This window comes from Parabacteroides sp. KHUB-02 (genome assembly GCF_056640955.1).
In genome coordinates this window covers 1,177,365-1,194,144 of the sequence record NZ_JBWQEV010000001.1, presented here as the reverse complement: position 1 = coordinate 1,194,144, position 16,780 = coordinate 1,177,365, and the positions used below count along the sequence as shown (strand labels likewise).

Below are 16,780 nucleotides of genomic sequence, written 5' to 3'. Positions count from 1 at the left end.
GGGTAGATTGATCCGTCCTTTTTTACTCATATATTATCTTGTCTCAGGTTTGGTTACCGTTCCCAATAACCTTCCATCTCCTCCAGCGTCTTTCCTTTCGTCTCGGGGACAAATTTCCAGATGAACAACGCCGCCAATATACCCATCACGCCATAGATCCAATAGGCCATACCGTGATTGAACGTATCGGTCAAGTATTGATTCTTATCCAGCATTGGGAATGTCCATGATACCAAGAAGTTGGCAATCCACTGCGCCGCTACGGCGATACTCATCACCGTGGAGCGGATCGAGTTCGGGAAGATCTCGGCCAGCAGCACCCAGCAGACCGGGCCCCACGACATAGCGAATCCCGCCGTATAAACCAGCATGCAGACCAATGATCCCATACCCACCGAACGCGTATAGAAAGTAGTTCCCAAGATCAACATAGATACCGCCATGACGAGCGCCCCGATAATCATCAACGGACGGCGTCCGAACTTATCCACCGTGAAAATAGCCAATACGGTAAACGACAGGTTCACCGCCCCTACCACGATCTGTTGCAAAAGGGCGGCGTCCGTGGCCGCTCCCATCGTCTTGAAGATCTCCGGGGCATAGTAAAGCACCACGTTGATCCCCACGAATTGCTGGAAACCGGAGAGCAACACGCCCACCAAGATGATCAGCACGCCAAACGACCGGATCGGGAACAGCAAGGCGATACAGAAACTAGCCAACAAGGCGATCTCCAACGCATTCGTATTACCTGCCCACGACAACAACCCGTAGCCGGCCAAGAACAGCGCCAGCCAAGTCCCCATAAACCGGAAGTAAGGCTTCATCGACGGAGCTTTCTCCTTGAAACTATTCCGTATGTCCTCCAGCTCACGGCCAGCGTCCGCCCGATCCATCAAATGGCTCAAAACGCCCAACGCCTGCTCCGTACGCCCACGCATCACGAGGTAACGAGGCGTCTCCGGCACGAACATCAAGAACGAGAGGAACAATACCGCCGGAATAATCTCGGAAGCGAACATCCAACGCCAGCCGATCGTATTCAGCCAAGCGGCATCTCCTTGAAGGGCGATCGTGTAATTCACGAAATATACCACCAGCATACCAAAGATAATGGCAAACTGGTTCCATGCCACCAGATTCCCCCGGCGATCGGCCGGAGCCACCTCGGCGATATACATCGGCGATACCATGGAGGCCAGCCCCACGCCGATACCTCCCAGAATACGATAAGCCACGAACGCATACATAAACGTATGATCGCCACTTCCGGGCATGCCGATAAACAGCTCCGGCCAAGCCGAGCCGATAGCGGAAAGCAAGAAAAGGATAGCGGCCAGTATCAACGTAGGCTTCCTGCCGTAACGCTGGCTGATCCACCCGGCGAACGAGGCGCCGAGGATACATCCGATCAACGCGCTACTCACCACGAACCCCTCCAAGGCGTTGGCTTGATCCAACGGAAGCCCTTGCGGCTCGATGAAGAACTTACGCAAAGACTCTACCGTACCGGAGATCACCGCCGTGTCATACCCAAACAGCAGACCTCCCAAGGTAGCGACCAAGGTAAGAGCGAAAATATAAGTGTTGTTACTTTTCATGGAATAGATTTATTAATTAAAAACTGAGAATTGAGAGCTGAAAACTAGGGCTTACGCACGATAATTTTCAATTCCCAATTCTCGATTTTCAATTATTTAGATATGCAGATTTACAATCATCTCGTATAATTCCTGCTTACCGCTGATCTGTTTCGGCTCGCCGTCACGCAAAGCGATCGTACGAAGATCTTCCAGCGTAAGCTTGCCATCCTCGAATGCCTTGCCCTCACCGGCATCGAAACTAGCGTAACGCTCGGCACGCATCTTGCGGTAATCTGAGTGCTCAAGGATATCGGCGGCGATCATCAAGGCACGGGCGAAAGCGTCCATACCACCGATATGAGCGATGAAGATATCCTCCAAGTCCGTAGAATTACGGCGGGTCTTGGCGTCGAAGTTCGTACCTCCTGTAGTCAAGCCACCTCCCTCAAGGATGACCAGCCAAGCCTGTGCCAGCTCATAGATATCCATCGGGAATTGATCCGTATCCCAACCATTCTGGTAATCGCCACGGTTTGCGTCAATACTGCACAACATGCCGGCGTCGGCGGCGGCTTGCAACTCATGCTCGAATGTATGTCCGGCCAAGGTAGCGTGGTTCACCTCGATATTCAAGGCGAAATCCTTGTCCAATCCATAATGGCGAAGGAAACCGATCACGGTCTCCGAATCCACGTCATATTGATGTTTCGTCGGTTCCATCGGTTTCGGCTCGATCAGGAACGTACCCTTGAAACCGTTCTTACGGCCATAATCACGGGCCATCGTCAACATCATGGCTAAATGATCCTTCTCTCGTTTCATGTTCGTGTTCAATAGGCTCATATAACCCTCACGGCCGCCCCAGAATACATAGTTCTCGCCCCCTAAAGCGATACAAGCGTCGATAGCGTTCTTGATCTGCGTGCCAGCGCATGCCACGGTCGGGAAATAAGGGTTCGTAGCGGCGCCGTTCATATAACGCTTATTGCTGAAGACGTTCGCGGTAGACCATAGAAGCTTCTTTCCGGTAGCGGCTTGATGCTCCTTGGCATGTTCCACCATCGTCTGCAAACGTTTCTCGAACTCGCCCAGCGTAGGAGCCTCGTCCACCACGTCCACGTCGTGGAAGCAATAGTAAGGAATATTACATTTGGTCATAAACTCGAAAGCGGCGTCCATCTTGTACTTCGCGCGGGTGATAGCGTCCGCGCTGTCATTCCAAGGGAATGATTTTGTTCCACCACCAAACTGATCACCTCCCTCAGCACATAAGGTATGCCAATAAGCCATAGCGAAGCGTAAATGATCCTTTAGTGTCTTACCCATTACTACCTTATCCGCGTCATAATAATGAAATGCCAACGGATTTTTTGACTCACGTCCCTCAAACTGAATCTGTCCGATTCCCGGGAAAAATTCTTTCTCTCCTTTAAAGTAACTCATAATAATATATATTAAAAATGTAAATAATTCAGCCGTTAAATAGATTGTTCCAAGCGTTCTTTCCACGTCTCGAACGCCCCGCAATAAGCATTCGCCTTGAAACCGTCCGGCTCGATCACGTTGATCTTCTTCAAGGAAGCGAACGCTTCTTCCGCATTCTTGTAGATACCGGCACCAATACCGGCACCCTTGGCCGCGCCTACCGCACCATTCGTATCATACAATTCGATCACCGTACCCGTCACGCCCGCCAAGGCATCCCGGAAGATCGGGCTTAAGAACAAGTTCGCGTTCCCCGCACGGATTACCTGAATATCGATCCCCATCTCATTCATGATATCCATACCGTATTTAAAGGCGAACACGATACCTTCTTGCGCCGCCCTAGCCATATGGGCCTTGGTATGTATGTTGAAGTTCAATCCATGAACCGAGCAATCGATCTGCTTATTCTGCAACATACGCTCCGCCCCGTTTCCGAACGGCAAGATCGAAAGGCCATCGCAGCCGATGGGAACCGTAGCCGCCAAATCATTCAACTCATTATAGTTGATACCTTCCGGCGCTATATTCCGTTTGATCCAAGAATTAAGGATACCGACCCCGTTGATGCACAACAAGACACCCAAGCGGGTCTGCTCCGTCGTATGGTTCACGTGGGCGAACGTATTCACACGGGAAAGCGTATCGTAATTCACCTTGCCGTTCACGCCATACACCACTCCGGAAGTCCCGCCGGTAGCCGCTATCTCGCCCGGATTCAATACATTCAATGATAAAGCGTTATTCGGCTGATCACCCGCACGATAGGTAACCGGCGTACCTTTCTTCAGTCCCAACTCGGCCGCAACCGAGGCGGTAACCTCGCCCTGCAAACCGAACGTCGGACGGATATCGGCGATCAGATCCTTACTGAATCCATAATAATTCATCAAATCCTCCGATAAGGCATTATTCTTGAAGTCCCAGAAAATCCCCTCCGACAAACCGGAAACCGTAGTCACGATATCCCCCGTCAGGCGCATAGCGATGAAATCTCCCGGCAACATAATCTTATGAATGCGGTCGTAAATATCCGGCTCGTACTCCTTGATCCAAGCCAGCTTGGAAGCGGTAAAATTACCCGGCGAGTTCAATAGGTGGGAAAGGCATCGCTTCTCGCCTATATTCTTAAACGCACGCTCGCCATAAGGAACGGCACGGCTATCGCACCAGATAATAGATGGACGAAGCACCTCCATCTTCTTGTCCACCACCACCAAGCCATGCATCTGGTACGAGATACCGATCGCCTTGATATCCTCGCCTTTCACCTTCGCCTTGCTCATGGCACCTTTCATAGCGATCTTCACGTACGACCACCAATCCTCCGGATTTTGCTCCGCCCACCCCGGGCGCAACGCCTTGATCGGGGCCTCTTCTTTGGGATAAAAATCCGCACCTATTGTTAACCCGGTCTCCTCATCGACGATAGAGACCTTGATGGAAGAACTTCCAATGTCACATCCTAACAGACACATAATCGTATGGTTTTATATCTTATTAAACTTCGAACGTTGTTGATTATATTTCACCTTATCAAACCGATAATACCGGGCGGCACGATGGGCGACCCCATCTTGCATATCCTCCGTGGGTACCACGTAATCCAAGGAATTCATCTTCTTATGAAAATTGCGCACGTCCATCTCACGGTTATAGATCACCTCGTACGTGCGCCTAAGCTGGAACGCCGTGAACTTCATCGGCATATAGTCGAAAATGATGGCGGGCTCCTTCTCTACCCAATTACGGATCTCCTGTATGGCAGCCTCGATAATCTCTTTATGATCGAATGGCAAGCGAGGAAGCTCGTCGATAGGGCACCAACGGATCGACTCGGATTTATCGGCCGGACACGTCTTCCTGCTATTCTTGCACAAGGCGAGATAAGCGACCGTGATCAACCGTCCGATCTTCACCTTGGAAGTCGCCTCCAGCCACATCACGTCCAACCGGTTCGAGGTACGGGCGGGGGAACCGAAACAACGGAATTGTTTCAATTGGACACGCTTCAAGCCGGTCGAATCATTCAGTATCCGATAGGCGGCGTCATCTAAATCCTCGTTCTCATAGATCAGGCTGCCGGGTAATTTATAGCCGATCAACTCGCCTTCCTCACTTTTTCGCTCCGCCAACAGCACGGTGAGCTTGTCATCATTGATGCCGAGAAGAACACAGTCTACGGAAACATAAGGGGACAGCATCTCTCTATTCTCGTTTTGTGTATCCATGATATCAGTAATTAGATTTGCGCAAATATAAGTATTTTTCTAAACAAAGCAATTACAAAAGGTCTTTTTTACATCTCCTAATTGATTATTTTTCTGATATTTCAGTATCGTACATCATACAATATGCTATACAACACATAATGTAAGTAAAACAATTAGTATGAGAACAAATAATGAAGGCGCTTTCACGTACCTCTAACTTTTATTTCCTACATTTGTTATATTTATAAAACATCGGACATGAATCTAAAAAACATATACTTCTCTTGGCTGATTTATTGGGGTAAAATGAAGGGATTATTGAACGGGATAGCGGAAGCGATTATCCTACTCGCCTCCTTAGCCTCTTTCTTCGTATTGATCTACCAATTCGGCTTTGTACAGACACCCGATTCCGTCCATATCCTAGAGCGCTCCCGCCCATTCATCCTGCTAGCTTTTTTCACGGGCATAACACTCCGGTACGTGGTGAGGTTCCAAGAAATCATACAGGAGAAAATGTTGTATCTCGATATCAGCATCTATTTCCTTTTATTCGCCGTATTATCCAGCAAGATATTTTTCAAGGATGCCATAGCGCACTCTTTGCCTTATTTGTCTTTCCTTACGAAACCTCTCTTCGTATATGTCTTATTATTGCTGCTTAGCACGATTCACTTATCCCGGCAGACGTTCACGCTGATGCAGACACGGATCAAGCCCTCGTTGCTTTTCTTGCTCAGTTTCGTGTTCGTGATATTGGTCGGGGCCGGGTTGCTATCGTTGCCGAACGCCACTACGCACCGGATTCCGTTTATCGACGCTTTGTTTATCTCCACGACCTCGGTATGCGTAACCGGACTAACCACCGTCGACGTAGCCACTAGTTTCACGCATATCGGGCATATTATCATCCTGATTTTGATACAGATCGGCGGTATCGGGGTCATGACATTTACCTCTTTCTTCGCCCTCTCCTTTATGGGGAAATCCTCTTTTACGAGCAAGATGATGCTGAAAGATATGCTGAACGAGGATCGGACGGGAGGGTTGTTCCGGGTCATCTTAAACATTCTTTTCGTGACCTTGTTTATCGAGGGGATCGGCGCCTATTTTATTTATATGGACGTACGGGGAAGCCTGCCGGGAGGTACGCAGCAGGAATTATTCTACGCAATGTTTCATGCCGTGTCCGCTTTTTGTAACGCAGGGATCTCTACCTTGAGCGGCAATATGTACGATCCGTTAGTGGCGGATAAGTACAACCTCCATTTCTGGATAGCCATGCTGATTATATTCGGAGGCTTGGGCTTCCCGATCGTCTTCAATTACCTGAAACTCTTGCATCACTTGCTGATGAATGGTATCAAGATATTGATCGGTAAGCAAAAGCATTATATCCATACGCCCCGTATTATTAATGTACATACGTACATTGTTGTTATATCTACCTTGATCCTGTTAATTACCGGAACGGCTTTCTACCTCTTTTTCGAGTATGACAATACCTTGGGCGACCTTCCCCTGCGGGGGAAACTGGCAAATGCGTTCTTAGGCGCCGTCACGCCTAGAACGGCAGGATTCAACGTAGCGGATATGGCTACATTGGCCCCTCCGACCTTAATGCTGACGTTGATCCTTATGGTAATCGGAGCCGCCCCTATGTCCACCGGCGGCGGATTGAAAGTGACCACCGTTTTCGTAGCTCTGGTTACGACCTTGAACGCCGCACGTGAGAAAGATAAAGTGGAAGTGAGAAAACGGGAGATCGCCCCATTCGCCATCCGCCGGGCATTCGCTATCATCATGATGTACTTCATGTGGGTGGCGATCGCTACGTGGGTATTATCCTATACGGAAAAAGGGGCGCCGCTGTTCTCCCTATTGTTCGAGGTTGTTTCCGCCTTGAGTACCGTAGGCTTGAGCATCGATTATACCCCTCACCTCACCCCTATCGGGAAAATCATCATTATCAGCACGATGCTGGTCGGACGTATCGGGGTATTGGCCTTCCTCGTAAGTTTCTGCAAGGAATACACGAAAAAGAACTACACATATCCACAAGAAAATATATTAATGTAAAAATAAGATAGCATGAAATATTTAGTAATCGGATTAGGGAATTTAGGACGTGCGATAGCGAAAGACTTGACACGTGTCGGCAATGAGGTGATCGGCGTAGACATGGATCTGCATCGTGTCGATATGCTGAAGAACGACATAGCGGGGGCGGTCGCCTTGGACTCTACGGACAAAGAGGCATTGAGCACCCTGCCATTGAGTGAGATGGATGCCATTATCGTAACATTCGGTAAGGATTTCGGGACTTCCGTTCAGACCGTCGCTTTATTGAAAAGTCTGGATGCGGGCAAACTGATCGTGCGGGCGATCTCCTCGATCCATGAGACGGTGATCCGTGCGATCGGGGTAAGCGAGATTATTACCCCGGAAAAGGATTTCTCTACGATGTACACCTCCCAAGCCTCTTTAGGCGGCCTGTTCCGGCATTGGTATAAAGTAACCGACACGGAACATCTCTATAAGATCAAGACACCGGCCACTCTTGTCGGGCAAACCATCAAGAACATCGATTTCGAGGAGAATTTCGGTATCCATCTGGTAGCGATCGAACGTCCTTACGAGAAAAAGAACCTGATCGGGCTCACACAAACAGAATACAAGGTAATCAGCCGTATCACCGAGGAATTGATGATCGAGGCGGATGATCTACTGATCTTATTCGGGAAGATGGAGCTATTAAATAAAATAGCCAACATCTAAAACAAAACATAGGCAGACGATCACGATATAATCAGCGTCGTCTGCCTACGGCTAATATCAACGAAGCGATCAAGCCCCCGCTATCTCTATCGTATAGGAGGCATCGAAGACCTCTCCCGGTTCCAAATGCCATACCCAATCCCGGTCTTTATACTCACCCGTATAATCCACCCGGTCGCAACGCCCATACCAAGGTTCGATACAGACAAACGGAGCGTTTTTCGTAGGCGGAGACCATAAGCCTACCACCGGAGCCGTAAAGGTGAGCGAGAGGTACGGACGTTTCTCCACATCCAATAAGTCCACCCGCTTAATCTGGCTATCTTCCAAGATAAACGTATCGATATCGAACGTATGGATATTCAACGGCAGCAAGCCGTCCGCATCCAAAGGTATCGGACGAACCACGTCCCCTACGCACCCTTTCTCCACCAGCGCACGGTATACGAGCTCTTTTTTCACATCGAAAGCGAAATACCCCCGATCCGGTTGATCCACCTCATAATTCGGGTACAGGAAAGCCGGATGAGCGCCAATCTGGAAATGCATCGTCTTATCTCCCGTATTCTTCACATGCCAAAGCACCTCCACCTTATTGCCCTCCAAACGATACCCGATCTCCAGAAGGAAAGGGAACGGATAGGCTCTCAGCGTGTCCGGGGTACTTTCCAGCGCGAAACGCAACTCGTTCTCCGCCTCATCGATCAACGTAAAATCCATATCCCGTGCAAAGCCGTGCTGCGACAGCGGATACACGGTTCCCTCGTTCCGATACTCGGCCTTCCATACGCTCCCGACGATCGGGAACAATACCGGGGAATGACGTTTCCAGAAAGCGGGGTCCGCTTGCCAGAGATACTCCTTTCCCATAGCGTTCGCCACGATACTACTCAACTCCGCTCCATGTTCGGAGACACGGATCGTTAGTTCTTGATTTGATACTGTCTTCATTATGATAAGTTTAGTAATTGTTCGGCGGGAAGTCCCTTGCTTTTCAAGAAACCGTTCAAAGTCCCGAATAATAAGGGCTGCCGCCGGAAATCTTCCAGATAAACCCGTTTCAGGCAGTCTACCGGCATCGATACCGGAACGTATGGGATCAAGTTTCCATGCTCATAACGATAGAGCACCTCGTCCGTAGCTTGCAGCGAGGCCAACCGCCATTCCTTATCCCCCACCGAGGAAGGCTGCTTCACCTCCAGACAGGCGTTACACAGCATCGAGAAAAAGCGGGAATCAGGCGTAAAGCCCGTGTGCTCCTCATCAAAAAAGAAGGTATCGTATTCCTTTTCCAATTGTGCCGTAAAATGGTTCAAGATAGGCTCCTTCTCATACTTGCAGGACAACAGGGAATAATTCTCGAACAGGCAAAGCTCGCCCAACGACTGATAGTCCAGCTCAAGGACCAGAGAAGGCTCGGCAGAGCGGGCCGGCTCACCGGGTTTCTCATACAAAGGGATCACGTACATGCCTATCTCCGGCCCCACCAGCATCCGGCTGTCCTGTCTGAAAAAGGGCATCGCCTTCTTGCTCTTTTCCACAGGTATCCCTTTGCGTTCCTCATACAAGCCGATAGACTCCCTAAGCAAGGAAAGCCCATACTCGATCTCCTCTTGCGGCACGATATGCATCAACCCCTTCGCCGGAAGCGTGAAAAAGGAATCAGGCCCCGAGGTAGTCCGAAAGCTTTCGACAAAAGCGTTCAATGATACTCTACAATATAAAACCATACAATCTGTTTTTTGCCTCGCAAGGTAGAAAAATATTATCAGAACCGATATGCCTTCCGACAAGAATTTATCTTATTACGCAAGATCACTGCAACCCGGGTTGCAGTAAAAAGCAGTCACGGCTCTTTCATTTAACATTTCGTTAAAGTGGGGTTTCTTGTAAATTTTAACATGCGCTTTTGTTTTCGATGGAAGGATTCCGGAAAACACGTACGACCTTTCCGGAAAACACGTACGACTTTTACCAAAAACATGTACGTGTTTTCGCGGAAAGATTATCTTGTTTTTTTAATACTGATTATCAGTTTCTTGTATACAATCTTCTCTCGTGAGCTTATTGTGCGGAATTTCACTTGAGATTCATGCATTCCGGCCTGCTGAAACGGATGGGTAAATGAAAGAGCCGTGAAAAGCAGTTCTACTTTGTAAAAGGAGTTAACTCCCATATCAAAATAATCATTATCTTTGTTCAGAATAACAAGCGAGTAAAAAAAGACCGTACCGTAAATCAAATATAAACCAATATAGTATACAATTATGAAACGTCGTGATTTTTTAAAGACCAGTGTCATCGCTAGCGCGGCTCTATCCTTAAATTTTGAAGGTCTGCAAGCGGCCCTTTCCACGAACACCGTAGCCGTAGAGAAGGCTCCCGATATGGTAGCCGTTATGGGTGGAGAGCCGGAGGTGATGCTAGATAAAGCCTTGGAAGCCCTTGGCGGTATCGGAAACTTCGTAAAGAAAGGACAAAAGATCGTGATCAAGCCGAATATCGGTTGGGACCGCTCTCCTGAATTGGCCGGTAATACGAACCCCAAATTAGTGAAAGCCTTGGTCAAGAAATGCTTGGAGGCCGGCGCCTCTAAAGTGACCGTATTCGACCACACCTGCGATAACTGGCAGAAATGCTATGAGACGAGCGGGATCGCAGAGGCCGTAAAAGAGGCCGGAGGTATCATCATGCCTGCCAACGATGAGAAATATTTCAAGGAAGTATCCATCCCGGGTGGCGTGAACCTGAAAAGCGCCAAGATCCATGAGGCCCTGATCGAGGCGGACGCATGGATCAACGTCCCCGTATTGAAGAACCATGGTGGGGCGAAGATGACTTGCGCCATGAAGAACTATATGGGAATCGTATGGGATCGCCGTTTCTTCCATCAAAATGATTTGCAACAATGCATCGCCGATATTTGCACTTGGCAAAAGAATCCGGTATTGAACATCGTGGACGCTTATCGTATCATGCACCAAAACGGCCCGCAAGGAAAGAACGCGGCCGATGTGGCTACCTTGAAATCCTTGATCGCCTCCACCAATATCGTCGCTATAGACACCGCCGCCCTTCGCCTGTTCAACCAAGTGAAGAAGCTGGATATGGCCGCCGTAGGTCATATCGGTAAAGGCGAGGCTTTAAAGCTGGGTACGACGAATCTGGATAATGTCACGATCAAACGTATTAAGATATAATCGAGGATGAAGAAGCCTAATTACTTAAAAGGATTGCGGGTCGTACTCGCGATCCTCATTTTCGTACCCATACTTTTATTCTTCGTTGATTTCGCCGATGTATTGCCGGACAACCTGCACACGTTGTTGCATCTCCAGATCATGCCCGCTATTTTAGGGGGAATGGCGGGGTTGGTAATCTTCCAATTCGTATTGGCTTTATTGTTCGGCAGGATCTATTGCTCGGTTATTTGCCCGGCGGGCGTATTGCAAGATATTATCAACCGGGTTTTCTGTATCGGAAAGAAGAAAAAGAAAGGAGTACGCAGGTTCAGCTATCATAAGCCCATGAATATCTTACGGTACTCTATTCTCGGGCTTACATTCGTACTGGCTGTTTTCGGGATGATCGAATTATGTACGTTGCTAGATCCGTACAGTAACTTCGGCCGTATAGCGAACAACCTGTTCCGTCCGGTCGTCATGTGGGTCAATAACCTGCTGGCCGACGGATTGGCACGGATGGATAACTATACGCTTTATCACGTCACGATCAGCAACGTGACGGTATTCGGCGTGATATCCGCTTTGGTTGCGCTACTCGTATTCATCATCATGGTCGTATTCCGGGGAAGGTTGTTCTGCAATACGCTTTGCCCGGTAGGAACGCTGTTGAGCCTGATCTCCCGGTATTCGTTTTTCCGGATCTCCTTTGACAAAGAAGCCTGTACGCATTGTGGTAATTGCGAGCATACTTGTAAGGCGGAGGCGATCGACAGCAAGAACCTCACCGTAGATACCTCCCGTTGCGTAAATTGCTTCAACTGCGTGTCCTCGTGCGCTAAAGGAGGATTGCAATATCGTTTCAAGCCTTCCTTCAAGAAAGAAGCCGAAACAGCTCGCATACAAACGGACGTGATCCAACAGGCTACCGCTCCGAACAGCCGCCGTACATTTCTCTCGGCAGGGGCTACCGTCGCGGTCTCCCTCCCGATCGTATCCTCCATTGCCCAAGGAATGGAAAAAGGGCATGGCAAAGGGCAGCACGGGCAAGGTAAGCACGGCAAGAAATGGCCCCCTATCGTACCGCCGGGAGCAATCAGCTTAGAACGTTTCAAGGATGTATGTACCGGATGCCAGATTTGCGTGACCCAATGCCCGAGTCATGTACTACGTCCCACGGGATTGGAGTATGGCTTTGATTATATGTTGAAACCCCGTATCGCTTACATCGACAGTTATTGCAACTACGAATGCACGGTCTGCTCGGAGGTTTGCCCCACGCACGCTATAAAACCGCTTACTAAGGAAGAGAAAGCTACTACGCAAGTGGGCATCGCCACCTTCTTCATCAACCGCTGTATCGTAAAGACGGAGGGGACGGACTGCGGGGCCTGCTCGGAGCACTGCCCTACCCAAGCCGTGCATATGGTTCCTTACGAGGGCACGCTTACCATCCCGCAAGTAAACCCCGATCTTTGCATCGGTTGTGGCGGCTGCGAATCGATCTGTCCCGTACGCCCGATGAGAGCGATCATCATCAAGGCAAACGAGGTACACAAGTTCGTGGAGAAGCCCAAAGAGGAAGAGGTGAAAAAGGTAGAAATAGATGACTTCGGATTCTAAGAGAAAAATGCTACCTTTGTCACAAATTTTTGATACATGACATTTGAATTACAGTATAACGATACGAAATCGAACGCTAGGGCGGGCTTGATTACCACCGATCACGGGGTAATCGAGACGCCTATTTTTATGCCCGTGGGTACGCAAGGTACGGTAAAGGGTGTACATATGACCGAGCTAAAGGAAGATACCAAAGCACAAATCATCTTGGGGAATACGTACCATCTGTATCTTCGTCCCGGTATCCAGATCTTGGAGCAGGCCGGAGGCTTGCATAAGTTTAATACATGGGATCGCCCGATATTGACCGATAGCGGGGGGTTTCAGGTATTCTCCCTTTCCGACAATCGTAAGCTGCATGAAGAGGGAGCCGAGTTCCGCTCGCATCTCGACGGCTCCAAGCATATGTTCACGCCGGAGAAGGTGATGGATATCGAACGCTCTATCGGTGCGGATATCATCATGGCCTTCGATGAGTGTTGCCCGGGAGATGCCGACTACAATTACGCCAAGCAATCACTGGGCCTGACCGAGCGTTGGCTGGATCGTTGTTTCGCCCGCTTCAACAGCACGGAGCCGAAATACGGCTACCGGCAAAGTCTCTTCCCGATCGTACAGGGATGCGTCTATACGGACTTGCGGCAGAGGGCGGCGGAGAACGTGGCCCGAAAAGGTGCCGATGGAAACGCTATCGGGGGATTGGCCGTTGGCGAGCCTACCGATAAGATGTACGAGATGATCGAGGTCGTGAACGAGATCTTGCCGAAAGATAAGCCTCGTTACTTGATGGGCGTAGGTACCCCGATCAATCTGCTGGAAGGGATCGAACGAGGCATCGATATGTTCGACTGCATCATGCCGACCCGTAACGGACGCAACGGCCAACTCTTCACCCGCTTCGGTACTATCAATATGCGTAACAAGAAATGGGAGAACGATTTCTCGCCAGTCGATCCGGACGGACATTCCTACGTGGATACCTTATATAGCAAGGCTTATCTGCACCACTTGATCAAGGCGAAAGAAATGCTTGGCTTACAGATCGCTTCTATCCATAACCTCGCTTTCTACCTATGGTTGGTGAAAGAAGCGAGGGCACATATCATCGCTGGCGATTTTACTACATGGAAAAGTGGTATGGTCCGTCAATTAGCGAACCGGTTATAAAAAACGAGACAGATGAAATTTAAACTAAAACGGATCGATTGGTATATCATCAAGCAGTTTCTGGGCACGTACGTGTTCGCTATCGCCTTGATTATCTCTATCTCCGTCGTTTTCGATATAAACGAGAAGATCGATAAGTTCTTGAATCCGGATGTCCCCTTGAAGGCGATCATCGTGGATTATTACTTGAACTTTATCCCCTACTTCGCCAATTTGTTCAGTCCGTTGTTCACATTTATCGCCGTGATCTTCTTCACGTCGAAGCTAGCGGATCGTTCGGAGATCATAGCGATGCTTGCCAGCGGTATGAGTTTCCGTAGGTTAATGCTTCCTTACGCGGTCTCGGCTACGATTATCGCTATCGTGACGTTTATCCTGAACGCTTACATCATTCCCCCGGCGAATGAGACTCGTATCGATTTCCAGAACAAGTATATCCGTAACAAGAAGGTGGACTACGTAAAGAACGCCCAATTGGAGATTGAGCCGGGTATTATCGCTTATTTCGATAGCTATGACGCTCGCTCGAACATGGGATACCGTTTCTCTCTGGAGCATTTCGAGGATAAGAAATTGATCTCCCGTCTGACCGCCAAGTCGATCAAATACGACTCGCTTTATCAATGGACCGTTATTGATTATATGATCCGTGATTTTGATGGCATGCGGGAACATATCACCGAAGGCTCCCGTAAGGATACGACCTTGACCATCGTGCCCTCGGACTTCCTGATTTCCGTGAATGATTGCGAGACGATGACAACGCCCGAGCTGAATACGTATATCAACCGGCAGAAAAAAAGAGGTATCGGGAATATACAGACCTTCCAGATCGAGTATCATAAGCGCTTCGCCACGATCATGGCGGCGTTTATCTTGACTTCTATCGGAGCGTCGTTGTCTTCCCGGAAAATAAAGGGAGGTATGGGTATGAATATTGGTATCGGATTGGCGTTGAGTTTTTCTTACATCCTGTTTATGACGGTTACTTCCACCTTCGCTATTAATGGTTATGTGAGTCCTGCCGTAGCAGCTTGGATACCGAATATAGTTTATACATTTATAGCGATATTCTTATATCAGAAAGCACCAAGGTAATTGATTAACTCCTATATTGGTATAACTCTGCCAAATTTCATCCAGTTGTAGAGACGGGTGTACTCCGTCTCTACAACCTAGGATTTTCAATTATTTCGTGAAATTAAGTCCAAACTCTAACGTTTTTGCGTTCGGAAGTAGTTGCAATACCATATCTACCATTTGCTGATAATTCTCCGGAACCATCGGTTTCAAGATAGGAGCTATCATGGTCAAAACCGGTACGATTAAATCCTTATCCGCATAAAAAGTAGCCTCACTTCCATCCACCTTCATGTTAAGAGGTAGACCATAATAACCTCCTAAATCAACCAAAAGCTTCATGATCTCGTCAATAGAGATACCAGCGGCCTCCAATTTGTCACCAGCAACCTGTTGTAATAAAGTAGTCAAGACTGTCACATAATTTTTATCCACAACCACCATAAATTTCCCGTCTACCACACAATATTGGATACTTGCCATTTTTGTGATCTCACCGATTCCTTTATCCTCAGAAGCCCCTATAGGTCTCCAAGAAACATCGAAGATTCCATCTTCCGGTAAGTTAACATTTACAGCGCTTACTTTGCCCCAAATCAAGTTACCGATAGCAGGTTTTATCATAGGCACGAGATTATCGATAGTAGAATTCCCGGTAACTATATTCGCATAAATAGCTCCCGCACCCGCTTTCAAGCTCCAATTACCTACGATAGAAGAAGTTAATTTACGAGTATAAACAACAGAAGCTACGCCCCCTTTCACCGTACCATTTACCGATACCACGCAATCGCCAACCGTACTCTCGCCGGTAAACGTATAAGTGCCGTCCGCTTCCTTCAACGCAGCATCGATAGCGACCGACTTATTTTCGGGGATGATATTGTTCAAGGTTACGGATGCCTTCTCCGCAGAGGAAGCGGCAATCACGACCGATTTACCGTCAACAGGGATTGTCACTTCACCCATTACCAGATTAACGCTCTTACCCTCGTACGTTTTCGACAGATCTTGCCAGTTACCGGAAGAACTTGAATCGTCATCATCACCACATGCCGTAAAAAAACCCATCGTGCAAATCACGGCAAATACATACAACAAACTCTTTCTCATGACTCTTGTTTTAAATTTAACATAAATAGCTATTAATATTATCACAAATATATTCATTCCAACTTCCACTAACAACAATAATTTAATATCAGATGTTCGATTCCTGTGTTTAGATCAAAAATTCACTACTTTTGTCGTATCAAATACTTAAAAACAATCTATCATGAAGAAAGTGTTTATCTCAATGGCCTGCGTATTAATCGCTCTATCCGGTTGCACGAATGGAGGAAGCAATAAAGAATCCATGGAAGTCGTACTGAATATCAAACGGAAAGTAAAACCCGAATGTGTCTCCGCCTTAAAGGAATCATTCTTGAAATGCAAGGAAAGCACGTTGCTAGAACCGGGATGTATCGACTACGGCATGTACCAGTCCCTCACCGATAGCACCGAATTCTTTATCGCCGAGACTTGGAAAAACGACGGGGAATTACAAAAGCACGGCGAAACCGCCCATCTTAAACAACATCTGAATGAGATCAAAGATATGGGAGACCCTTCCTATAAAGGTAGTTTCCGGAAGATTTATGTCTGCCCGAGTGTAAATGACTAATCA

14 protein-coding genes are annotated in these 16,780 nt (G+C 48.2%); 7 read left to right on the top strand and 7 right to left on the bottom strand.

Features of this window, described 5'->3' with window-relative positions:
* Positions 1-53: 53 nt before the first annotated feature.
* The 4 genes from xylE to ACYIA1_RS05135 all read right to left on the bottom strand — a co-directional run bounded on the left by xylE (position 54) and on the right by ACYIA1_RS05135 (position 5,299).
* Positions 54-1,601 (bottom strand): D-xylose transporter XylE, encoded by a 1,548-nt coding sequence (gene xylE / locus ACYIA1_RS05150; protein ID WP_480334595.1) that lies wholly within the window; start codon positions 1,599-1,601, stop codon positions 54-56.
* Between the two features lie 96 nt (positions 1,602-1,697).
* Entirely contained in the window at positions 1,698-3,026 is a 1,329-nt protein-coding gene (gene xylA / locus ACYIA1_RS05145) for a xylose isomerase (RefSeq protein WP_005862810.1), read from the bottom strand.
* A 35-nt stretch (positions 3,027-3,061) separates the two neighbouring features.
* Complete coding sequence (locus ACYIA1_RS05140) at positions 3,062-4,546, bottom strand: xylulokinase (RefSeq protein ID WP_005862812.1); 1,485 nt, start codon at positions 4,544-4,546, stop codon at positions 3,062-3,064.
* Between the two features lie 12 nt (positions 4,547-4,558).
* Positions 4,559-5,299: an NUDIX hydrolase gene (locus ACYIA1_RS05135; RefSeq protein ID WP_008779752.1), complete on the bottom strand. Its 741-nt coding sequence runs from the start codon at positions 5,297-5,299 to the stop codon at positions 4,559-4,561.
* 240 nt (positions 5,300-5,539) lie between these two features.
* On the opposite strand from ACYIA1_RS05135, the gene ACYIA1_RS05130 reads away from it, so the two are divergent.
* A complete protein-coding gene (locus tag ACYIA1_RS05130; RefSeq protein ID WP_122369386.1) occupies positions 5,540-7,360 on the top strand; it encodes a TrkH family potassium uptake protein in 1,821 nt (606 codons plus the stop codon).
* 12 nt (positions 7,361-7,372) lie between these two features.
* Positions 7,373-8,059, top strand: coding sequence for a potassium channel family protein (locus ACYIA1_RS05125; RefSeq protein WP_009275082.1), 687 nt, complete (start codon positions 7,373-7,375; stop codon positions 8,057-8,059).
* Between the two features lie 69 nt (positions 8,060-8,128).
* On the opposite strand, the gene ACYIA1_RS05120 is transcribed toward ACYIA1_RS05125, so the two are convergent.
* A complete protein-coding gene (locus ACYIA1_RS05120; protein WP_480334591.1) occupies positions 8,129-9,010 on the bottom strand; it encodes an aldose 1-epimerase family protein in 882 nt (293 codons plus the stop codon).
* Entirely contained in the window at positions 9,010-9,789 is a 780-nt protein-coding gene (locus ACYIA1_RS05115; protein ID WP_048928408.1) for a hypothetical protein, read from the bottom strand. The genes ACYIA1_RS05120 and ACYIA1_RS05115 overlap by 1 nt, the downstream gene beginning before the upstream one ends.
* Positions 9,790-10,326: 537 nt before the next feature.
* Between ACYIA1_RS05115 and ACYIA1_RS05110 the strand changes: the two genes are divergently transcribed.
* From ACYIA1_RS05110 to ACYIA1_RS05095, 4 genes are read left to right on the top strand one after another with little or no spacing between them, the layout of a single operon-like run.
* Entirely contained in the window at positions 10,327-11,259 is a 933-nt protein-coding gene (locus ACYIA1_RS05110; RefSeq protein WP_480334588.1) for a DUF362 domain-containing protein, read from the top strand.
* Positions 11,260-11,265: 6 nt separating this feature from the next.
* The gene (locus ACYIA1_RS05105; protein WP_480334586.1) at positions 11,266-12,864 is read left to right on the top strand and encodes a 4Fe-4S dicluster domain-containing protein; all 1,599 of its coding nucleotides are present in this window, start codon (positions 11,266-11,268) and stop codon (positions 12,862-12,864) included.
* Between the two features lie 36 nt (positions 12,865-12,900).
* Positions 12,901-14,031 (top strand): tRNA guanosine(34) transglycosylase Tgt, encoded by a 1,131-nt coding sequence (gene tgt, locus ACYIA1_RS05100; protein ID WP_005862826.1) that lies wholly within the window; start codon positions 12,901-12,903, stop codon positions 14,029-14,031.
* 12 nt (positions 14,032-14,043) lie between these two features.
* Entirely contained in the window at positions 14,044-15,129 is a 1,086-nt protein-coding gene (locus ACYIA1_RS05095) for an LptF/LptG family permease (protein WP_008772367.1), read from the top strand.
* Positions 15,130-15,219: 90 nt separating this feature from the next.
* Here ACYIA1_RS05095 and ACYIA1_RS05090 read toward each other — a convergent pair whose 3' ends face one another.
* The gene (locus ACYIA1_RS05090; protein WP_195300992.1) at positions 15,220-16,224 is read right to left on the bottom strand and encodes a DUF4925 domain-containing protein; all 1,005 of its coding nucleotides are present in this window, start codon (positions 16,222-16,224) and stop codon (positions 15,220-15,222) included.
* Between the two features lie 163 nt (positions 16,225-16,387).
* On the opposite strand from ACYIA1_RS05090, the gene ACYIA1_RS05085 reads away from it, so the two are divergent.
* On the top strand, positions 16,388-16,777 hold the full coding sequence (locus ACYIA1_RS05085) for a putative quinol monooxygenase (RefSeq protein ID WP_005857478.1): 390 nt from the start codon (positions 16,388-16,390) through the stop codon (positions 16,775-16,777).
* Positions 16,778-16,780: the final 3 nt, after the last annotated feature.